The organism is Legionella nigrisilvae, from assembly GCF_977063395.2.
Window position 1 is genome coordinate 120,673 of record NZ_CDRUGZ020000023.1, and the last position, 22,626, is coordinate 143,298.

Below are 22,626 nucleotides of genomic sequence, written 5' to 3' on the forward strand. Positions count from 1 at the left end.
TTACTCCATAGCCAAAGCTTGTGTTACATCAACCGCAACCAAGCGAGATACTCCAGGTTCACGCATAGTTACCCCAATCAAATGATCTGCCAATTCCATTGTAACTTTATTATGTGTAATAAAAAGAAACTGTACGAATTGTGACATCTCTTTCACTAAAGCGCAAAAACGCCCCACGTTTACATCATCTAAAGGTGCATCCACTTCATCTAACATACAAAAAGGCGAAGGATTTAACTGAAAAATAGCAAAAACTAATGCTACCGCAGTCATTGCCTTCTCTCCCCCGGATAACAAATGAATGGTACTGTTTCGTTTTCCAGGAGGTTGTGCCATTACTACAATACCAGCTTCCAACAGGTTATCACAAGTCAATTCCAGCTGCGCTCTCCCCCCGCCAAATAAACGCGGAAATAGGGCTTTGAATGAAGAGTTGACTTGATCAAAGGTATTTTCCAAACGTGAGCGGGTTTCTTTATCCATTTTTTCAATGGCAGTTTCCAGTGTTGCCAACGCTTGATTTAAATCATTATATTGCTCATCCAAATACACTTTACGCTGTTGTTCTGCAGTAAATTCTTCAATTGCAGCAAGGTTAATAGCCCCTAAGCGTTTTATTTTTTCAGAAAGAGCAATTAATTCATCTTCCCGCATAACCTGAGTGATCTCAGCAGGAATCAACTCAAGTAATGAGGATGCTTGTAAACCTAATTCATCAAGCGATTCATGTACGGAGCTAGCACGCACAGCCAAAGCCTGCTCTTCCATTCGAGCTTGGCTTATTTGTTCTTGGATCCGTTTTACCTCGAAATCACAGTTTAAAATATTTTTCTCACATTCTTCAAGCTCCATCCTTAATTGTGAGGACTGCTCCCTACTTAGAGTCAATTGCAATTCTACTTCATTATGTTTTTGTAACAGTACACTCAATTGTTCGTTGAGCTCTTCTCCTGGACCTTCTGTTTGCAGGCAAAGCATTGCTAAATGTTCCAGCCGCTCCTCCAAAATATTCAACCGCTCTTGTTCTCGCTGAATACGATCGTTTATTTGCTGTATTTTATTTCGCTCTCTATCATATTCCAGTTCTGCCTGATGGAGCATAACGCGAGACTCTTCTACTTGTTTATTTCTTAGAGCCAAAGTGTGTACCCATTCTTGTTTTTCACGTAGGCAATGCTCATGTTGTTGCTCATACTCTCGACATTGTTCTTCTAAAGAATGTAATTTCGCTTTTATATCATATTCTTCTGCAGCCATTGCTTCCAAAGTTAGAGTTAACTCTTCGCACTCGGAGGCAAGTGCTAGTGCTTGTTGTTCTGCATGAATAATGGCTTGTTCATTTGCGCTTCTTGCCACACTATTTACTCTTAATGCCTCATTACTGGCATTTACATTGAGCTGTTGTAATTCGATTTCCTTTAAACTTCGTTGGACCTGCAGATGGGTCTCATCACGTTCGGTCCTTAAAATCGCAATTTTTTGTTGTTGCTCCTCAACAACTAGAGATAAATCAGAGATTTTTTGTTGTCTTGCCAATAAGCCTAACTCATCCTGAGTTTCTGGAATAACAAATTTCACCCAGCCCCTTCCCAACCAAAAACCGTCGGGAGTTATAATTGACTCATACTCGGCTAATTCAAGTAACCAGCTCAATGCCTCATCAATATCTTCGGCAGTGTAAATATGTTCCAAGGGGGATGCATGTGCGGGAATATCACCTTTTATTTTATCTATGAGACGTGGGTGAGCCCCAGATTGAAGCTCTTTTTTTCTCAGAGTGACAATGTGTTCGCCTTGCCGTTCACAAATTGCTCGCTGCGGCCATAGTTCATCAAAAGTTTCTAGGACATAGGCATGTAGTGCTTCATTAAGCACACGCTCACAAGCAGATTGCCATTTGGGCTCCACCTGTAAAACATCCATTAATCGAGGTTTTTCTGACCATTCCTTAATTGTATTCTTGTTGCTTTGCATACCTTGTTTTGCGGCACGCTGGGCTGCCATCAATGCGGCATATTCACTATTTGCATGATGGAAATCATCTTGTAATCCATGTAAGTTTTGTTCTACATCTTGTAATTGGGCGCGTAACCGTTCGGCATTCTCATGACTTTGTTTGAGTTGAAGCTGATCAAACTCTTGATCTGCAATTAATTTAATATGTTGAATCTGTAAATTTTCTCGAGTTTGTTGTAAATCTGCTACGGAAATTCGTTCTTGCTCTAATTGAAGTTTTTCTAATCTTAATAGGGTTTGCTGATGTTTCTCCTCCAGATGCTGTGCTTTAACTTGTGCTACTTGAAATTCCCTTTTTAGGGTACTTCCTTGTGTCTGAGCCTCTTGCCAACGAAGTTCCCATTCTGTCTGTTGTTTTTGCGTATCTAGCCAATTCGTTTCTTGTTCTTTAAACTGATTCTTTAATTGCTCAAGTTTCTTTTCTAAATCGCATGCATGCTGTTGACTATGCGCTAACTCTTCTCTATCGTGTTTGTGTTGTTCCGTAGCAACCCGCCAATCCTCTTGCATTTGCTGTTGATCTTGCTCCAAACGTTTTTTTTCACGTGTCTGCTGTTGTATGGTCTCTTCCAAACGTGCTATTTCAGTTCCCAACTGATAGAAGCTCGCTTGAATTTGCTGCGATTGGGCATCTGCATCATGCAGAGTTTCATTCAAAATGATCCGGTCTTTATTTGCTTTTGCTAATGCACTTTGCTGATGTTCGTAGCCCACTGCTAATTCTTGTATTTGGCGTTGTTTTATTTCTTGTTGGGCAATAAAATCTCGCCATTTTAGCGCTAAAATTTCTGCACGACATAACCGCTCTTCATCTTTAAGAATAAGATAACGTTCCGCCGCTTTAGCTTGACGCTCTAAGCGTTGTAATTGTTTGTCTAGTTCTTCTCGGATATCGGCAACACGAGTTAGATTCTCACGCGTATGTTCAATACGTTGTAAGGTCTCGCGTCGTCGCTCTTTATATTTGGAAACACCTGCCGCTTCCTCGAGGTGCGCTCTTAGATCTTCCGGTCTGGCTTCAATCAGCTGAGAAATAGTACCCTGACCAATGATTGAATAACCACGAGCTCCAGCTCCTGTACCAAGAAAAATATCGGTTATGTCTTTACGCCGACAACGACTGCCATTCAAATAATAAGAAGAATCACCATCACGAGTTACAACGCGCTTTACAGCGATTTCGCCATAACTCGCGAAAGGACCGGCCAAACGCCCAAGACTATTATCGAAAACCAGTTCAACCGAAGCCTGGCCTACAGATTTACGATTAGAAGAACCATTAAAAATCACATCGGCCATAGATTCACCCCGCAAGTTTCGTGCGGAACTTTCTCCCATGACCCAACGTACAGCATCGATAATATTCGATTTTCCACAACCATTAGGTCCAACAACTGCAACCAATTGGCTCGGAAAATGAACCACTGTAGGATCCACAAAAGATTTGAAACCGGCTAGTTTTAATTGCTTCAAATGCATAGGTCGGGGCAATTTAAAAAAAATAAGCTGGCATTATAACTGAGGATGAGCAGGCTATCCACATAAGTACAAAACCTCTTTCCAATTAAGACCGGATGAAAATAACTTAGATCTATGTAGCGATTACCTAAAGGCTAATTGACAAACAAATGAACAAGGATATAATTTGGGCATTTAGTAAAAATGGATAGATAATGAAGCGTGTACTCAATAAATCACTCTCCCTCCTTATACTCAGCACTGCTTTTCTTTTTTCAAATCCAATTTTTTCAGATCCACCGAATCTTACTTTAGTAAAAAATGAACTCAAAAATTATTATGATTCAGGCCTATATCAAAAAGAGTTAACTCAAGAGATAAAAAAAGCCCAAAATTATATTGATCAACAAGCCGAAATCAATCAAAAAGAAAAATCACCTAAAAAGCTTGCTTTAATTCTAGACATCGATGAAACCAGTTTATCGAATTATCAATATATGATTAAACGTGATTTTGGTGGGAACCGGGAAGCATATCATCAAGACATAATGGCTGCTAATGCTCCAGCGATTGAGCCTATGCTCACTTTATATCGAGATGCACAAGACCATGGTATAGAAGTATTCTTTGTTACCGGTAGAAATGAATCTGAACGCAAGGCCACGGAAGAAAATTTGCAAAAAGCAGGTTATACTGGATGGTCCGGTCTGTATTTGCGGCCTATGAACTATTCCTCAAAATCAATTATTCCCTTTAAATCCAATACCCGAAAGATGCTCACTGAAAAAGGCTACATCATTGTGGCATCGATAGGAGATCAATATAGTGATCTTAAAGGTGGGTATGCGCAAAAGATATTTAAGTTACCCAACCCCTTTTATTATTTACCGTAGGTATTTGACTATATGCTGCACCGCAGGCGAATAAAGCCGGTTATTCATAGTTTTTTAGAACTATCAGGTACAATTTCATTTGTATCCTGATGGACTATATCTTTTAAAACAAGTGACATTAACAATTGAATTTGTTGCTCATACATTTCTCGATCATATCCTCCTTCTAATCCCCAATATAATTTTTCGATGCAGCTTTTATTCTCTTGATATAATCTGAATAAACTCTCATAAAAATAGGTTAAGTCGGTTTCGTTAAAACGAGTTTTTCGTGCTTCAGCAGTCCCCATTAACTGACCGTCAACAAATTTCCCACAATAAGCTGTTTCCGCTTCATGAGAATCCCAACCTGTAGGTAAAAATAGAGCTACTTTCTGCTGATTGGTTTTCGCTTGTTTGATTTGTTCTTCAATTTTTTCTAATGCAAAAACTAAAGCTGGATGTACTAAACCGGGTTTGCGTACGGTACTACTTAAATCTACTGCAAAATATTCGAAACTTCCTCGTTGCCACGCCTGAATTTTTTGTCCTACATCTGTTGCACTCTGTTTAAAGGTTTTAGTAATAAATGCATTATCTTGTTGGGGATAAACCCTGGAGTCAAAAATATCAATATGGCATATATCCATATCTGAAGCAGAATTCATCAAAATATAACATAGGCCATTGTCTCGATTTACGTCAGTTCCAACAATAATATGTTTCAATGGTTTACTCGATAAATGCTCCAGATATTTAATTAGAACCGCTGACTTATTTAAAATACAAAAACCACTACCCTCGTCACTGTATGCATGATGCGTCGGCAAGCCAAAAGAAAAGTGTATTTTTCCCGAATTAAATAAAGTCATCGCAATATCTTTGATTAATACCTCAAACGTTCCAGGGGTAATGATGATATCTGGAGATAATTGTTTCCATCCTTTTTTTTGCGCTTGGATGCAGTAAATAATAATTTGTTCAAGATATTTTAATGGGTGTACTGCTAATAGAGCCTGGAGTATTTCATCTTCTTCGGGAAATTGCGCAAGAAGTGCCAGAGCGATTTCTGCATCCCCCTTTTTTATTGCAGTAAATAATTGTGTCCAGTGTTTCGGTAGGTTTACAAAATTAGTGGTAGCTACGGGTAAGGATGAGTCTGCTGATTGAATTTTTGTAATTACCTCGGTCATATGTTGGAGACGTTCAAATTGATCTTCGTCCGCACCTGCCGGCATGGCATGCATTTGATTTATATCTTGGGGGGAGGGAATTTGAATACAACATTCTTGAGCGTTATGCGTACTAGGAGAAACCTTAGGTCCAAAAAAATATTTATGCTTCATCTTCATTAATCCATATGAAAGTAAGGAGCAAAAGAGTTTCTGCTCCAAGCGAAACTCCTTTAATTTTTATTAGATTATAGCGTATAGGGGCATGATGCAATGAAGCGGGGCAATTAATTTAAGGCAACAGCACTATAAGGATAAGGTGGTGGTGCATCATAGCTCTCCATCCCATCTTTAATCTCTATAAGTTCTTGAGATAAACCTTTACGCCTTCCTGATTCAATAGCTTTAGGGCCCGCAAAGAAGGTTAATCCAACTCCAGAGGCTGCTGCTAGAGTAGAGGCAATTCCGAAAGCAAGCTCTGTTTCTAATAAGCTAAGTCCTAATGAAATACCCCAGGCACTTAGAACAGAGCTCGAGCCACAAGTAGTGATAAAACCAGCTATACTAGAGCAAATGAGCAGAGCACCCAATACAATAAGTAGACCACCTAAAACTTGTTTACCCGTAGAGTTGCTTCCCGATGTATAAGCAGCGATATCTCCTAAACGTTGCGCTAGTTGTTTATCTGTAGGATTAACTAAAGCGGAATTTAAAATAAGAACAGTTCGCCCATAAAAATGATAATCAATGTCTTCATGCTTTTGCTTTTTTAATTTTACTTCGGCATCAATTAAATTGACTGCATTGATGATGTGTTTTTGAAGCGCGGTAGGCTTTAAGAGCTTATTCTGACTAATATATGCCAATCCATTGTTCAGGATTTCTTCTTCCAAAATAGGCAAAAAGTATTCTTGAATTGCAAAACATCCTGGTGCACTTTGTTTATTACTTTCAAACCAGGCAGTCGCACTATAACCAGTCCATAATGGATATGGTAAATCTCCATGTTGCGCAATATGAGTACTTTCAATAAGGCTCCCTAAAACCTTCTCAAACTCGGCATCTTTTTTTTCATTTTTTACGTTGGTGTACATATCCCATAAGAAACCACACAAACGAAGATAATTACTCCGATGGACTTGATTCAAATAGTCAGGATCGCTTACTCCGGGATATATCGTCAATTGATTCAAATACCGCACAGCTATCAAGCAAATACGTACCTGAGGAGAAAGGTCAAACAGGTGCGTGTCTTCGTAATTAGCCAATGCATCCCAAATTCTATTACTCAAATCCTGCACCGATTTCATTGGATTTTCTTGCAACGTTTCTAAAAATAACTGTGCTGCAGGAATATGCTCATTTAACCATGCTCGGCGAGAAAAAAGGTTCTGCAACAACTCCTGGGTTTCAATTATTGCTTGCTCATGAGGAATCATCTTGTGTTCGAGGATATTACGCTCCTCTTGCAAACGGCTTAACTCCAGTTGCAACTCAAAGGTTTCTAGTACCTGAATATTCTCTCCATAATAATGAATCTTGGGACGCATTAAATCCTGAGCCAGCACCATATCCATAGAAACCTGATGCTCTATTAAGGAAATACGTAAATTCAAAGACCGCAATTGTTCTTCATAGGGATGAAGTTGTTGCCTCTGGCTTTCAACGAATTGTAAATTCTCTGAGATTTGTTGTTCGAGTGGGGTTAATTCTTTTTGCCAGGATAGGAGATCAGCGTGATTGTAAACAACTGGGTTAGCTGTAGGCATAATGATTCTCACATGTGGGTTACATTAGAAGCGCATTCGATTATACACGGTGGGAACTATTGATTCAATTATTGCATTTTATACTCATAGTAAGTTCTAACTTATTGATTGTAAATGCAAAAAATTGGTTAGAAACCTTACCCATTTTCCACTTCCTCCATGCATCCACTAATATATTGGGCCTAAACAAAGTGCTCCTTATTTATTTCATTCAACTTACTTTTTAATCAGAATGGATCACTAGAAATCACCATTAAAATCAAAAATTACTTTTTTATTTATTCCAGAAAGTACCAATTTATGTCTTATAAAAAAATGTGTATTATGTGGCTCCATTAAATCATCGATAAAAGGAGTTTTGATGAGGTTTATCCAAATTTTCTCAGCTTTGGGATTGATGGCATTAGCTTGTCTACCCACTCCACTCCATGCTATTTCTGCTGCTGAAGTTAAACAGCTTTATGAAGAAGCAACTTTAACATTTGATAATGTTTTTATCGGTGATTCCATTACATTTCTGGGTTTATGGCCTGAACTGTTGAACCATAGAACAATTGGTAACCGTGGAATTGGTGGGGACACTACAAACGGTTTATATGAAAGAATGGGTAATATTTTAACAACAAATCCTAAACGTGTATTCATAATGATAGGGCTAAATGACGCCTACCAAGACAGGACCCCTGTAGATTATATGTTTCTAAATTATAAAAAAATTGTCGATTTATTAATAAATAATAATATAAATGTTGTTATAACTTCAACTGTAATTTGCAATCAAGTTCTTTCAGAAAAATGCCGTAATGCATTACCTAAGATTAATGAGCTTAATAAACGTTTACAGTCTCTGACCCAAGATTATAGAATTCCTTACCTGGATTTAAACTCATTGTTGTCCGGAAAAAACGGGCTTGACGAAAAGTTTACCTCCGATGGAGTCCATTTGAATTTGAATGCTTATAAAATATGGGCAGGGCTCGTAGCTCCTTATATCCTATAGTAGTTTTTTATTAAACTTAGGATGGTTGAAAGGAGCCTATTGGCAGTTTATTCAGAATTAAAAGAACATATGTATCGAAAAGATCTTAATCAAAATAACCTCCCCAATCCTGGCGAGGCAAAGATCATAATTTTATCAAAATTCAAATCACTACTTATAAGCATCCGAAATAATAACCATCCGCTAACTTTCTTTAAAACATTCACCAGGATATAGCATGCCCCCTAGGGAACCGATACAATGGAAACAGTTTCTAAAATTTCTAAGGACATCGGTTGAGCACCCAAAAAACTTTTGGACCTTATTTTTTCCCATTTATGTTACTCACAGCTATTTTGCTTGGAGGCCTCACAGGTTATTTTTGGGGGCCAGCTACTCTCTATTTAAAACCTTTTGGGGAAATTTTTCTTAACCTAATTTTTACGGCAATTGTCCCTTTAGTTTTTTTTAGTATTTCTTCCGCGATTGCACGCATGGGCTCAATGGGAAAACTCGGTAAGATCTCTTTTTATATGGCGATTGTATTTGTTTTTACCGGAATCATAGCAGCAGTTTATGCTCTTTTTATTGTCAGCCTATTTCCTCCCGCTGAAGGAGTCACATTAACACTTCATGCTCAAGAAAAAACCTCTGAATTAAGTTTTCTCAATCAAATTGCTGATATTTTTACGGTTCCTGAGTTTAGCAAACTTCTTTCCCAGCAGCATATTTTGGCACTTATTGTATTTTCAATTCTCGTAGGCCTAGCGGCATCGAATACCAATAATAAAGAGACCATATTTATAGATTTTTTGAAAGCGGGTGAAGAAATTTTCATGCGTGTTTTTTCTTTGGTAATGTATTACGCACCATTGGGTTTTTTTGCTTACTTTGCAGTTTTAGTCCATGACCTAGGTCCTCAATTGATGACTAATTACCTGCGAATTGGAGTTCTTTATTATACATCCGGCATGATTTATTTTATCCTTGCTTCGACAGCATTTGCCTATTTAGCTGGAAAAACTCAAGGTATAAAATTATTTTGGAGTAACATTTTTTTACCCGTAGTTACTGCAATTGCCACATGCAGCAGTGCCGCGAGCATTCCTGCTAATTTGCTGGCCGCAAAAAAAATGCGAGTTGCTCCTGAAGTTTATGAAACTGTAATTCCTTTGGGTACCATTATTCATAAAGATGGCTCAGTAATCGGTGGGGTGTTCAAGATCGCTTTTTTGTTTGGAATCTTCCACTTAAATTTTTCAAGTCCCAGTGTACTGCTAACCGCCTTAGGAATTTCATTATTAGTTGGTACGGTAATGGGCGCAATTCCAAGCGGAGGCATGCTTGGTGAATTACTTATCCTCAATGTTTATGGATTTCCTCCTTCAGTTTTAATAGCAATAGCGGCAATTAGTATTATCATTGATCCACTTGCAACAATGCTTAATGTAACATGTAATACAATAAGTAGTATGATGGTTGCACGTTTTGTGGAAGGAAAAACATGGTTAACTTAACGTATTGAAGGTAAATTATGAATCAATCCTACAAAAAATTATGGCGCTCTCGTAGAGATCGAAAAATTGCTGGCGTATGTGGTGGTTTAGGGGTCTATTTTGGCGTCGATCCTGTATGGGTAAGAATTATTTTTGTTATTTTTTTCCTCCTAGGTGGTGCTGCATTTATTGCCTATATTCTGTTATGGCTTCTCATTCCTTTAGAGCCTGAAGACTGGCAGGATGCATAAACCCGTATGCGACCTGTAAGGCTTGATAAGGAGTTTTTTTCTTTGTTTTTTACATTAGACTAATCAGATTGGATTTTTAGTTCTAGGTAAGCCTGTACCCACTTCTATGAAGTTAAGTTTAATCGTTCCCACGCAGAAGTAAATCTATTCTTAAAACACTATCTCTATCCAGAAAGGGTTTTCGCGTTTGTGGGAACAATCGATTTTTCCATAACTTCATGCCCGTAAGGTGCTTAAACCCTATCTAATCAGTTATTTGCAGTTCATTGTTGTGTAAAACAAAAGACAATGCATTTAAAATCGCTGCAATCCGAAGTACAGATTGTACTGCAACTTTATTTAACTCATGTTCCAACAATTGCTTCACATGTGAGTGAATGCACATTCCACAACCATTGATTGCGGATACTGCCAAAGCGAATAACTCAAAATCCGCTTTAGGTACCCCAGGATTTAACATGGCATTCATACGTAAATTAGCAGGCATTGCTGCAAGTTCCTTATTTTCTGCTAAATGGATAGCTCGATAATAGATATTATTCATTGCCATTAAAGCAGCTGCGGTTTTTACAGCCTGCTCTAATTCCACAGTAATGTATGATGAACCTTCTGTTTTGATGGCATCGATAATATGATTATCTTTTAAAGTATAAGCTACAGATAATGCAACTCCATAAAACTGGGCCTCGGTTAAACCTGATTGAGTCACATTACCAAATAAACTGCTCACATTAAGACGAATATCTTTAGCAAAATCAGGTATCATTTGTTTCAATTGTTCTATAGACATAGTACTCTCCTTTGCAGAAGTTCTTATCGATAAGAACTTCTGGATTTTGCTCAGGTTATAATGTTTCACCGCCAATAGGACGATTACAAGGACATAATTCGTCGGTTTGCAAGGCATCCAAAATACGCAATATTTCTTGAGGATTACGTCCAACGTTTAATGAATTAACACTCACGTGTTGAATCACATTATTCGGATCAATAATAAATGTTGCCCTTAAAGCGCAACCACTTTCCTCATCCCTAATACCTAAACCATCAGTTAATTTTCCGTGGACATCTGCAAAACTGTATTGATCTAACTGATGTAAATCCTTATGTTCTCTTCGCCACGCCAATTTAACAAACTCATTATCAGTACTTCCCCCGAGTACTACTGCATCTCTATCGTTAAATTCGTTATTTAATTTTGCAAACTCCACAATTTCTGTTGGGCATACGAAAGTAAAATCTTTAGGATAGAAAAATAGTATTTTCCATTTTCCTGGAAAACTTTGTTCAGTAATCTCTTCAAAAGCACTTACACCATTTTCTTCATGATTATTAAAACCAGGCTTAGCTGCAACAACAGAAAATTCTGGAATTTTTTGACCAACAGTTAACATACCATTCTCCTCATTCATTTCGTTCAGTTAAATTATAGTTATGGTATATAATTATTTAAAATGAATAAAACAGATAACTTTAATCGGAAAAATCGATGAGTAGATTAATAAGTCTCAAACAACTCCATTACCTTATCACTCTATATGATCACCAACATTTTGGCCGAGCTGCGGCTGCTTGTTTTATTAGTCAATCAACCTTAAGCGCAGCCATTACCAGTCTTGAAGAAACTTTGGAAGCTCAATTACTGGAGCGAGATCATAAAACATTTATATTCACCCCCTTAGGAGAAGAAATAGTCCGTCGCAGTCGATTTATTATTGAACAAAGTAATGATTTAGTGGACTACGCACGGAATCAGGGAAAAGTAATGCAAGGACCATTTTATTTGGGAGTAATTCCAACCATTGCCCCATTTATTTTAAGTGATTTACAAAATTTGTGTCAGCAACTTTATCCTGAACTTATTTTATTTATCAGGGAAGACACTACGGACAATGTTTTAGACGATTTAAGTAAAGGAAAACTTGATCTTGTTATTTTAGCACTTCCCTATCCTACCCAAGAATTCAAGACACATGTCTTATGCAAAGATTATTTTAAAATGGTCTTACCAAAAAGCTGGTCCAATAAAGAATTAGACAAAGAAATCAGTCAATTACCGGAAAATAGTATTTTTCTTCTGGAAAAAGAACACTGTTTAACAGGACATGCTTTACAAGCATGCCAATTAAAAGAAAGTAAACAAATTAATCGTTTCTTTGCTACTAGTCTGCATACTTTAATTCAAATGGTGAGTCACCAGCCCGGCATTACCTTTTTGCCTAACCTTGCAATTAACAGCGGAATTCTTACAAGTACTGATTTAGTCTCACTTCCTTTAAAAGGGGCTCACGCCTATAGAGAAATTGGTGTGGCCTGGCGCTCAACTTCCCATAAAAAACACGATTACACGCTATTAACAAAGTTAATTAAACAAATTGTTGTGGCAAAATGTGTCGATGCGATTGAAAAGCCTTCTGAACATACTCCCAATATATTATAGTATCCCACAATCATGGAGAACATTATGCGTAAATACTTAACTTTGAACCTTTTTATTCTTTCCCTTTCAACATCAATAAGTTCCTATGCTGAGGAACAAAACACGGTTCGCATTCCCCAGCTATCAAATAAAGAAGTCTCAATATGGACAACCGTTATCCATCCGAATCAAAAACATATTCTAAAAATGCATCGACATGACCATAATCGAGTCATTGTTGCCTTAGATGATGGGCTGCTCAAAGTAGTAAACAATAAAGGAAAAGAACATTTCTTAAAATTGGAAAAAGATAAAGCATATTATCTGTCTAAAGACGTACCGGGGGAATTACACACTGATGAAAACATGAGTAATCATCCGATAAAAGTTGTGGTCATTGAATTAAACAAATAAACGGTTTCGCAAAAGGAACGAAACCGTCCAATGCGCTTTATGATCTTTTAATAAGATTTTTATTCTGAAAACCACAATGATGACTATGGTGGACAGGCAATAAAACACCCAATTTTTGATAGGTTTGAAATTGGGTTTGAGCCCAGAGGGTACTTATCTTAGCATTGACGCGATTTCTTTTTTCTACCAAGCTCGATATATCACTCCATTTTGCATTTGGACTAGCTAATTTGCCTTTTATTTGCATACTTAGAGCTCGTTTTTCTTTAATTAATGGTGCCATTTGGGTGCGAAAAGTATTTTTAATTTTAGCCAACTCTGAGCGTTGCTCCGGGGTTAACAGCTTACCAACATGCTGTTTATAATGGCCTGTGTGATTTATCGAAACTGTCGCACCCGATGCCGCTGGTTGTGCTATTGCAATAGAGGTACTTAATACACTAAAAGCTAAACTATTAATTAAAAGGAAACGTTTTACGTTCATTTTATTTTCTCCTATTAGGTTTTCACAGATAGTGTAAGGAGACAATGTAATAGGAATATGACAAATGCACTGTTTGTTGTAACAACTCTGTTACAATGCTGAACATAGGTCGGTTTGCTGTTATAATAAAGCCGGCATAGTCATAACCTTAAACGTTATATTTTTTAAATTCTGCTTCCAGTACTTAGACTAAATTTCTTTTATCTGGTGATTCATGAGCACAAGAAAAAGCCACATATTGATTATTGATGATGATCAAGAAATTACGCATTTGATTAATGATTACTTGATTAAAAATGGTTTTCGCACCACCTGGACCTTGAATGGCTTAAACATCAAACAGCTATTAAGAGAACATAATTTTGATTTAATTATTTTAGATATCATGCTCCCAGGCATTGATGGATTAAATTTATGTCAAACAATTCGTCAAACTCATAGCATGCCCATAATCATGCTCAGCGCAGCAAACAGTATTGCAGATCGGGTTGCCGGCCTGGAGTTAGGCGCAGATGATTATATTTCCAAACCCTTCAGCTCTCGTGAATTACTCGCACGGATCAAAGCCCAATTAAGAAGAACGCAAGGCGAATTGGAACAGGATCGTAAAAAACTAACTCCACTACAACAAATTCATTTTGATAATTGGATACTTGATCGCAATACTCACTCATTAATCGATAAAGAATCTGTAGCCATCCCATTAAGTCATCGAGAATATGAGCTATTGATTATTTTCTTAGAACACCCTGGTCGAATTCTGAGCCGCGATCAATTGATGGACTTATTGTACGACAAAGACTGTGATTCGCAAGATAGAACAATTGATGTACTTATAGGCCGTTTGCGTAAAAAAATTGAGCTCGATCCGCGTAATCCACGCTCCTTATTAACGATTCGAGGAGGAGGCTATCAATTCAAAACTAAGGTTAATTTGGTATGACGCAATTAACCAAAACCGCAAAAAAAACCCTCATCGGATTAATTCTTGGTAACTTATTAATAATTTTTTCCCTCATGCAGCTAGGGAAATATTATTATGAAAACATCCGTTCGCCTCTTCCTCCTAAAGCAGTGCACTCATTGATTCATCTCGTCACCTTATTACAAAAAAATCCACAATCCATATGGCCCTTGATCTTACGAAATCAAAGTATTTCTTGGGCTGAAATAACTTTATCTCCTAAACCCTTGCATGATAAAAATGCATTGGTAACATTAAAAGCTCCGGTGCTTTTTAACTTAATCAAACAAAATAAAAAATTAGAATTCTCGGTTTTTATAAAAGAGAATAATTGGTTAAATATTAAGGTTATCTCTTTTTTTCCCGTCCAAGCAAACTCAGTGGTCAGCCTGTTTCTTATCTTAATTGGCGCGTTACTCTTCATCAATTATTGGGCCGTACGAACACTCAACCAACCCATTCATACCCTAATTCAAAGCCTTAATTACAGTGAGCACCAAGAAAATTGGTTACCTATCCCAGTGACTGGAAACCAGGATCAAAAAACTATTTTTAAGAAAATTAATGACTTACAAGAAAAAGTGAACAAGCTTTTAGCAAATCGAACTCGAGTAGTTACTGCAATTTCGCATGATCTGCGCACCCCATTAACTCGTTTAAAATTACGTGCTGAATATTTGGAGGATGATCCCAATTACAACAAAATAATGTCGGATATTAATGAGATGGAACTTATGATTCGTGAAACTCTAGATTATTTCCGGGACGTCAATGTTGAGGAAAAGCCCCAACTTTTTGACTTGGTAGCTCTGCTTTCATCACTGAAAGATGATGCGCTAGAACTAAGCTATGATGTCAGTTTTACTAGTGAACCCACGAAGCTGGTCTATTATGGTACGGTGAATTTATTAAAACGGGCGTTCAATAATTTAATTAATAATGCAGTTCATTATGGTTATAAGGCAATGATTCACCTAAATTCCCTAGCTAATAAAATAGAAATTACAATTACCGACCAGGGCCCAGGATTAGCGGAAGCCGATCTAGAACATGTTTTCTTGCCTTTTTACCGAGGTGAATATTCGCGTTCACGCAGTACCGGAGGCACCGGACTTGGATTAACTATTGCTAGAGAAATTATTCAAATGCATCAAGGCGATATTACCTTGACGAATAATTTACAAGGAGGCTTAAAAGTCATTGTAACTTTACCCATGAGAACAAATTAAAATTTGCGCATTCCGAAAAGATACTACCTCCCTAATGCAGTTAATGAGCTTCAGGAGATGGTATCGTCTTATAATGAAATAATTCACAATATTAAAGGCTGAAGAGCCCTCTTGCCAAACTCATGATGACTGCTCAGAAGAACACGTCATCTCAAATCCAGTAAGGGATCTCCAGTAAGTAGTATATCCTGCGCTAAGATATCAAATTAAATTCGCAGCCCCTTCCAGACGTGTCTTAAGTAAGAACAGTATTATATTTTTCTTCTCATTGGGTAGGGAATTGGATTGTACCAAACCCAAACAATATTCAGCGAAGGCTGCAAGTTTTTGCTGGTTTGTCTGTGTCGATTCCTCCAACATATGAGTTTTTCTATAATTATTTTCCAACTCGTTAGCAACAACATCCATCATCTTCGAATCCGGATTTTTTATTTTTTCTATCCCCGCTTGTTTACTAACTTCCGCAATTTGTTCTAAAAGATCGCTAACTTGTTCCGAGGTCACTTCGTTCGCTTGATTCGATTTGTTCGCAATGGACTTTAAGTCATTTCGATGCGTACTTTCCCAATATTCCCTATCGCCCTGGAATGCAATTACAGTCATCAGCACTCGAGAATCAATGTTTTTTTGATTAAATAACGCCCGGTCAGTAATATTAAAAGTCCAATCATTCTTCAGTCTAAAAAAGGGTCGATACAGAGTAGCCATTTGTCTATCGGTTACTGGATCATAGATTGTGAATGTCGTCCCCCAGAAGTTCATACTCGCCTTAGCCAATTTTGTATACCCGTCTGGTCCATAAACATCAAAGGTAGGAAAAAAGGCAAATAATCGTTCATCAGCAGCTCCAATAAAATTTTCATAATTATCGTACACATCAAAATGGGCAGTCAGCGAAAGAAATCTTGAGCGCGCATAAGCTAACTTATTATCAAAAGGATCAAAAAATTCATACGTTAATAACAGACTAAAGAACTTTCTATATAAAGTACCTAATTTTCGTGTTTTTGTTTCAATGTCATAGCTAGTGGTTAAACTGATCCAATGTTCTTTAATGAACATTTCATCTGGAATTTCCGTATTTATTTGGGCAAAACTTGTATTAATACCTATGAATAGTGAAAACAAAATAGCGACTGCATTGTTCATATAAAACTTCATCCTATGCTTCCTTTTTTATTATTTTTATTCGTTCCAGAATGAATTGAATACTGCATTTCATTCAAGATTCAGAAGGTTGATTATAGGGAAGTTCTCTTAAGAGAATATTAATTGCATGATGCTGTTTGATATAAGAATAATATTATTCTCTTAGCGGAGTGGGATTTTAAAAGAATCCCGTACAAATGCCAACTTAATACGGGATTACATTAAGCATAAAAAGATAAAAAGAGGAAAAGTCCAACTCAAGTTAATTTTGCAGGTAAACTCTTCACATCAGGATTTTTTGAATACGCTTCAAGAATTTCATTAATTAATTGTTCTACAATACTTTCTTTCAGTTCTTCTTCAATCAAACCCATTTTTTCTTTCATACTATTCAGCCGAGTTTCTAATTCTTTGGCAACTGAACCATTAGGAAAAAGTGCGGCCAAAACACGCCTAGCTTCCCCAGGGCCAAGATGACGATATAAGTGGTTTCTCACCGTAGCATCTTCAGCCGTGGTACTAAATGCCCAAAGTTCTACTGGCCCTAAGGTCAAGGTAAGCAACTGAACATTCACACCAGTTTTAGTAGCATATTGAGCTAAAAACGTTCCCCCACCTTGTCGTGGACCATGGACTCGGTTTCGTAAAGCAGTTTTTGCAGTATCCGAGAGTCCAAATATTGCAGTTGTTTTTTCAATCGCTTGTGAAGGTCCTGCATCCATGATGTAAATTGCAGTGGCAAAATCGATCATTACCGGATCAAAGTCATCAACTGACTGGGATAACAAGGCGATTTGTACTTTCCATTTACGTCCTTCCCGCATATCGATAATAACTTGTTCACGCACTGCAGCAGATTTGGAAGTACGATGGAACTCGTCATAAACAATACGTTTGTGATCTTCACGAATTTCTTGCACTCTTTCTTTATGATATTCCTTGTATTGCTCCGGGATATTATTTAGGCTCTCTTCAGTTAAATAATAATGTCTTGCCAACACATAACGTGCCAACATATACATAACCGCCGTCTGTCTGTCTGCGGCATCACCACCACTTTTTGCAACTTCATCGAGATCAAGCGATACTACCCGTGCATCACCAATATCAAAGGCACTCACACGTGATAAGATAGGATATTCCCGAACTGCAGCAGAGATCATTCGAGAAAACGCGTTAATTAAGGACTCACCAGTCGGTGCCGTTATTCGTTCATATAAATCTTCAATAGAGGGGGTACGACAAATGGATGCAGCATCAGCCAATAAAGGCATCGCATAGCGTTGAGCCAACATCGCCTCATGAACAAATCCTGCTGAATAAAGTGAGTCAGTTACTTCCCACCACGTTGATTTTGAATCACGAATAAAACCAATTTCTTCTAATATACTGTCAATAAATTCCTCAATCCCAGGGGAATACGGGGCAGGATTATACTCATCAGCCAAACTTTTATATAATTCATCTACGACCATACCCGCAAGATCGGGCATACCATCGTAGGGCCTTTCTGCCCCAAGCGGCGTAGTGAGTAACGTTATAAAGTTCACTAAAAAAGCACGTTCTAATGCAGTAGGATAACGACATCCTAATTGGGTATCAAAAGGATTAATGGAATACTCAGGGGTCATCCTTAAGCGATGATAAGCAACCAAATGACGTTTTGATGCGGGAAGCGCCTCTTTGAGTAGAGAGATAAGTCCACTACTTGAAGGTCCAATATCAATAATCGCAATACGTGGTAAACGTAACAATCCACCCGACAAGCATAATGCTAAATTAATCGCATTGGATAAAACTGACTTACCAGAACCAGGACGTGCATAAACCAAATCAATCCAAGTAGTTTGTTCTGTAGATCCAGGTTGAAATGGCCAAGGCTTACCATCCGGTGTTCTAAAAAGCAATGCGCCTTTTGTCCAAGGTGAAGCAGGACGAGTAATAGGTAATATAGAGATTACCGAACTGAGGGGAGCGACTGTAGGTACTGCAGTACTATTGAGCGTAGCTCCTAACATTGTGGAAACAAAACCACCAAAAGGGTCACCACAAATTTCAGAAACATCAGTTGATCCCCAGCCTTCAATTGCTTTTACTAACTCAGAACTACGTTGACGCAATAATGGCATTCTGTCTTCAGGTGCCCAAGTTGTAGCCACAACCCGCAAGCGTACTAGAGATTCATCCGTATTAAGCTGTATATATTTTAATAAATTTACTGAATCACTGATCAAACGATTTTGGGCAGAACTAAAAGTAAGAATCGCAGCCAGCATCCCTTTGAGCTTAATCGTGGCAAGCCCTTCACTTTCAATTAAGAAAGAAATTCGCCAAGGAACATGGGAAGGAAGTATGCGGGAAAATAACTGAATAAATGGTCTGAGATCCTTAGGAAATAAATCGATGTAGGTTGATGAATAAATCTTATCTCCAACCCTCACTGTGCGTAAGTCTAATACTTCAGCGTCACGAGGGAATACTTGTTTTGCCAATGATGGCCATAATAAATCAGAAGCATCGCCTTCAAAACTGTTTATTTCTCTAATTGTAACCTTATCTCCAGGCAAACTTGGGCGCCAATCATCAGCAGTATAATCTGGATCTGCAGTCATGCGAATTGCATGGATGGCATCATGAACCTCCAATAATTTGACAAACACATGATGCGAATCCATATCATTCACCACCGATCGCACATATGCGTCATGGGTGTCACGTAACTCTGGAATTGCGGCATAGATAGTCTGGCTGTTCTTAAAAGGTGGAGCCTTCATATCTTTAATCATCTTCATTTTAGTTTTGTTAGCAATTTTTAATTGCTCTGATGTTAAATTGAAGGGGCGTGTGAACAGCACAAAATATACGCGTTCTTCCGCGCACCAGGATGCCATATAATCAACTCGTTCTTGAAACAAGTCTTCTAAATTCAGTTCCAGTCGTTTGGCAGTAGCCGTAGCGGGTTGATAGGTATCTTGGATCAATTTCTTTATGTTTTGTTTATCATGACTAAAATAAACCTGCAAAGCATGTCCTGGACGCCCCATAGCAGCTTGAAATGAATTGGTTAGACCTGCAACCAAATTATCAAATTCAGCATTTCCTACAAGGGCTGATACGCCTTCAACCTTCAAAACTGATACTAAGGAGCCATCGTGATTAACCAACACTGTTGGACTATCAGCTGTTTCTAAATCAATATATGATTCTGTTGTTTGCTTGAGCGATGTACTTAGCCAGGCAAAGAAGGTATCTATTCCTTCAAAAAAAGATTCTGACCAATGCGCCATTCCGTTCCTCACATTAACTTGAAATTTCTTCTAATGCACTTGCAGCCCATTTTTCAATTTGTTTACGAAATTTGGCCCTTGATGGCAATAGAAGTATATCTTTAAATAATTGAGCTCTTCGCTCTTCGTCATTTACACCTGCATCAATCATTAACTGACCGAATATTGCAGGGTCGCTAGTTCCTTCACCAAATTTTTCTTCCACGAGTTGAGAACGAAACTTGAAAGCTCGATAAATATTTTGTGCACTGGATTTATACCCCGTATCATTAGTGATCGCACAAAATAGTACATGACATATGCTATTCAACTCAGCTTGGGTTAACTCAGGAAGATAGATTAAGGTACCTCCACCATATCCACCCACGCCAACAGATTCAACAAAAAAGCACTGGGCACAGAAACAACATGAGGTAACCAAGTTATCTAATTTGTTGTTAGCATAATTATTATCAATATTTACCACTTCTTGAAATAAGCGTGCTTGAAATCCACAAAACCTACACGTATACCTATCTCTTTGAAATACTTTTTGCTCGAACGACTTGAATCGCTCGTCTACCTTCCTGGCTGAATACAAACGCCATGAACCTGGCGTAGCCATTAATTTTAATTTGTTTTGTTCTAGATTAACTGCCATATTCTTAGGCTCACATTTATTACAATCAATTTTTGGCAATTATTCGTTTAACACTCATTAAAAGATCCTCTTCCCTTACGGGAGGAGGATCAGAAATGAATCTTACCATTATAAAGCAACTACTAAATTATTAGCCGCCGCTTGTATAAACTGTTCCGCTTGGGCCTGCAGTTTGACCACCACTACCGCCGAACATTGTTACTCCGGTTACCCCTAGAATAGAGGGAAGGAATAATAAGGCCGCAGCGATAAATACCAAAGCAATTGGTGTACCTATTGGAATCTGGGTGGGGTTATCTTTATGTTGTTTAAATTTCATAATAGCACCGATTGAGAATCCCAATCCAGCCAGATAAGAACCTGCAGTGATTAATTTGGTCAAATTTTCAAATGACCCAGTAATCGTTGAGGCCATCTTTCCTACAGACATCCCGCCTCCTGCTGCGGCCTCTGGACTTACCAAAGCCAATAAACTTAAACAAATAAAACTGCCTAACCAATATTTGTAGCTAGATTTACTAATGACTTTACTCTTCACCTTTTTCTCCCCAATTTTAAATTTACTCACAATTAAATCAAATTAATATCGTGCTTTGCCTTTCACGATGTCCCATATAAAGTATTATTAATCATCTCAATTGTACCTACAATGTTAATCGCTAATATCCCTCCAAACACGTGAACTAAACCTTTTCCTGTTCCTCCTGGTGGTTGTCCTTGCGAAGCAGAGCGTGCAATCAACACCCATCCTCTTACGAAGGCAACTAAACCGATGACCTGAATAATAATTGTCAAGGGTCTTCCCACAACACTTCCAGAACCGAATAAGGTATCAAGTGTCGTATTATTACCTCCGGTTGGAGCATACTGGAGAACATTTTGATAACCAAAAGTACTCACCATTAATGTTGAAAAAGCCGATGGAAAATAAATAAATAACGCGCCAACAAATAGATATACAATCGGTTCTTTCATACTCGTATTACTGGACATCATCGTACGAGCTTCACCATATGTCTTTAAACTATAGACTGCTTTGAACAAAAAAGCACAACCAATCAGATACGCACCTCCGGTAATAAGACGCTCTACAGGAATCAGCGAATTTGCAATATTATTTAATATATTAACTTGACCTGATATCCAGCAAGCTACACTTCCGCCCGTACATGTATCAGCCATACAACACCTCAACTATCTTCTTGACTAAATCTGATTACTCGCCCTGAACTGGTTAAGACCCTACCCTGCATCGAGTCAATAAGCTTAACAGTCCCATATCCTGCGATTTTTGTCCCTTCTCTTACTGTAAGTGTAGAACCATTTGTGCCAATTAGCCAAGCCCGACCAGGAATTACTGCATTTATATAATAATTTATTTGTGGGGCCACGTGTTGAATACGCACTACTCGCTTTACAGGTTTAGGTTTTGTACGTTCTATTAATACGTTAATTACTTCTGATTGTTTGACAACCTGATTATTTAAATCGGTAATCATTTGATTCAGTTTAGTAATCTGGGCATTCAATGCATTGACATTATTATTAACATTCCCCACTTGCTGGTTCATTGAACTAACCTCGGATTGAACCGATTGTTGACTGGCCTCAATAGATGCTACTTTTTGCTGTAGCGCCGCATTGCTCTCTTGGAGCGCCGAGGTTTGCGGAGATTGCTCTTGTACTACCGGTTTTGGTTGAATAGGTTCCTGTGGAATCTCAGTCACCGGTGGAGCCGGAGGCGGTGTGATTTCTGCTATAGGAGCAGGCGTTATGCTTTCCTTAGGAGGGGGAGGGCTTTTAGAAAACATGCCACCGATAAATTTATACATCAACATCGCAAAAACAATAACACCTACCGCAATTAAAGCATTTCGTTTGATATTCTTTTGGGGCCCCATTCCACCTGGACGTGCGGGAGCAGAGCTTTTTGTATCAAACTCTGAAGTATCTAATGATTCATTCTCAAGAGAATCTAATTCTTCGAATTTATATTCATCGTTTTGATCATTATCTGCCATTTTTAC

The 22,626-nt window shown here is 38.0% G+C and carries 20 protein-coding genes; 8 read left to right on the top strand and 12 right to left on the bottom strand.

Features of this window, described 5'->3' with window-relative positions; translation table 11 throughout:
- Positions 1-3,495 (bottom strand): chromosome segregation protein SMC, encoded by a 3,495-nt coding sequence (gene smc, locus ACWTE2_RS15600; protein ID WP_454786066.1) that lies wholly within the window; start codon positions 3,493-3,495, stop codon positions 1-3.
- 194 nt (positions 3,496-3,689) lie between these two features.
- On the opposite strand from smc, the gene ACWTE2_RS15605 reads away from it, so the two are divergent.
- Entirely contained in the window at positions 3,690-4,367 is a 678-nt protein-coding gene (locus tag ACWTE2_RS15605) for an HAD family acid phosphatase (RefSeq protein WP_182391531.1), read from the top strand.
- Positions 4,368-4,411: 44 nt separating this feature from the next.
- Here the strand turns inward: ACWTE2_RS15605 and ACWTE2_RS15610 are convergent, their stop codons facing one another.
- Entirely contained in the window at positions 4,412-5,692 is a 1,281-nt protein-coding gene (locus ACWTE2_RS15610; protein ID WP_454786067.1) for an acetylpolyamine aminohydrolase, read from the bottom strand.
- A 113-nt stretch (positions 5,693-5,805) separates the two neighbouring features.
- Complete coding sequence (locus tag ACWTE2_RS15615; RefSeq protein WP_454786068.1) at positions 5,806-7,287, bottom strand: hypothetical protein; 1,482 nt, start codon at positions 7,285-7,287, stop codon at positions 5,806-5,808.
- A gap of 361 nt (positions 7,288-7,648) precedes the next feature.
- On the opposite strand from ACWTE2_RS15615, the gene ACWTE2_RS15620 reads away from it, so the two are divergent.
- From ACWTE2_RS15620 to ACWTE2_RS15630, 3 genes are all read left to right on the top strand, one after another.
- On the top strand, positions 7,649-8,287 hold the full coding sequence (locus ACWTE2_RS15620; RefSeq protein ID WP_454786069.1) for a GDSL-type esterase/lipase family protein: 639 nt from the start codon (positions 7,649-7,651) through the stop codon (positions 8,285-8,287).
- A 317-nt stretch (positions 8,288-8,604) separates the two neighbouring features.
- Entirely contained in the window at positions 8,605-9,783 is a 1,179-nt protein-coding gene (locus ACWTE2_RS15625) for a dicarboxylate/amino acid:cation symporter (RefSeq protein WP_454786160.1), read from the top strand.
- 17 nt (positions 9,784-9,800) lie between these two features.
- Positions 9,801-10,013, top strand: coding sequence for a PspC domain-containing protein (locus ACWTE2_RS15630; protein ID WP_454786070.1), 213 nt, complete (start codon positions 9,801-9,803; stop codon positions 10,011-10,013).
- Positions 10,014-10,257: 244 nt separating this feature from the next.
- On the opposite strand, the gene ACWTE2_RS15635 is transcribed toward ACWTE2_RS15630, so the two are convergent.
- Both ACWTE2_RS15635 and ACWTE2_RS15640 read right to left on the bottom strand, forming a co-directional pair.
- Positions 10,258-10,803: a carboxymuconolactone decarboxylase family protein gene (locus ACWTE2_RS15635; protein ID WP_454786071.1), complete on the bottom strand. Its 546-nt coding sequence runs from the start codon at positions 10,801-10,803 to the stop codon at positions 10,258-10,260.
- A gap of 55 nt (positions 10,804-10,858) precedes the next feature.
- On the bottom strand, positions 10,859-11,407 hold the full coding sequence (locus ACWTE2_RS15640; RefSeq protein ID WP_182391537.1) for a peroxiredoxin: 549 nt from the start codon (positions 11,405-11,407) through the stop codon (positions 10,859-10,861).
- A 95-nt stretch (positions 11,408-11,502) separates the two neighbouring features.
- Here ACWTE2_RS15640 and ACWTE2_RS15645 point away from each other — a divergent pair, with 95 nt between their 5' ends.
- Positions 11,503-12,453, top strand: coding sequence for a hydrogen peroxide-inducible genes activator (locus ACWTE2_RS15645; protein ID WP_454786072.1), 951 nt, complete (start codon positions 11,503-11,505; stop codon positions 12,451-12,453).
- Between the two features lie 24 nt (positions 12,454-12,477).
- The gene (locus ACWTE2_RS15650; protein WP_454786073.1) at positions 12,478-12,846 is read left to right on the top strand and encodes a cupin domain-containing protein; all 369 of its coding nucleotides are present in this window, start codon (positions 12,478-12,480) and stop codon (positions 12,844-12,846) included.
- Between the two features lie 37 nt (positions 12,847-12,883).
- Here the strand turns inward: ACWTE2_RS15650 and ACWTE2_RS15655 are convergent, their stop codons facing one another.
- A complete protein-coding gene (locus ACWTE2_RS15655; RefSeq protein WP_454786074.1) occupies positions 12,884-13,330 on the bottom strand; it encodes a Spy/CpxP family protein refolding chaperone in 447 nt (148 codons plus the stop codon).
- A gap of 214 nt (positions 13,331-13,544) precedes the next feature.
- Here ACWTE2_RS15655 and ACWTE2_RS15660 point away from each other — a divergent pair, with 214 nt between their 5' ends.
- Complete coding sequence (locus ACWTE2_RS15660) at positions 13,545-14,273, top strand: response regulator transcription factor (protein WP_182391541.1); 729 nt, start codon at positions 13,545-13,547, stop codon at positions 14,271-14,273.
- A complete protein-coding gene (locus ACWTE2_RS15665; RefSeq protein ID WP_454786075.1) occupies positions 14,270-15,523 on the top strand; it encodes a sensor histidine kinase in 1,254 nt (417 codons plus the stop codon). Before ACWTE2_RS15660 ends, ACWTE2_RS15665 begins: the two co-directional genes overlap by 4 nt.
- A gap of 201 nt (positions 15,524-15,724) precedes the next feature.
- On the opposite strand, the gene ACWTE2_RS15670 is transcribed toward ACWTE2_RS15665, so the two are convergent.
- From ACWTE2_RS15670 to icmG, 6 genes are all read right to left on the bottom strand, one after another.
- Positions 15,725-16,684, bottom strand: a complete 960-nt coding sequence (locus ACWTE2_RS15670; RefSeq protein WP_454786076.1) for an LURP-one-related/scramblase family protein — start codon at positions 16,682-16,684, stop codon at positions 15,725-15,727.
- Positions 16,685-16,929: 245 nt separating this feature from the next.
- Positions 16,930-19,959, bottom strand: a complete 3,030-nt coding sequence (locus ACWTE2_RS15675) for a type IV secretion protein IcmB (RefSeq protein WP_454786077.1) — start codon at positions 19,957-19,959, stop codon at positions 16,930-16,932.
- 13 nt (positions 19,960-19,972) lie between these two features.
- Positions 19,973-20,599: a type IVB secretion system protein IcmJDotN gene (gene icmJ, locus ACWTE2_RS15680; RefSeq protein WP_182391544.1), complete on the bottom strand. Its 627-nt coding sequence runs from the start codon at positions 20,597-20,599 to the stop codon at positions 19,973-19,975.
- 130 nt (positions 20,600-20,729) lie between these two features.
- Positions 20,730-21,137 carry a type IV secretion protein IcmD gene (locus ACWTE2_RS15685; RefSeq protein WP_182391545.1) on the bottom strand — a complete coding sequence of 136 codons (408 nt, stop codon included), beginning with the start codon at positions 21,135-21,137 and terminating at the stop codon, positions 20,730-20,732.
- A gap of 62 nt (positions 21,138-21,199) precedes the next feature.
- Positions 21,200-21,781: a type IV secretion protein IcmC gene (locus ACWTE2_RS15690; protein ID WP_182391546.1), complete on the bottom strand. Its 582-nt coding sequence runs from the start codon at positions 21,779-21,781 to the stop codon at positions 21,200-21,202.
- 8 nt (positions 21,782-21,789) lie between these two features.
- Positions 21,790-22,620 (bottom strand): type IVB secretion system protein IcmG/DotF, encoded by an 831-nt coding sequence (gene icmG / locus ACWTE2_RS15695; RefSeq protein ID WP_454786078.1) that lies wholly within the window; start codon positions 22,618-22,620, stop codon positions 21,790-21,792.
- Between the last annotated feature and the right edge of the window lie 6 nt (positions 22,621-22,626).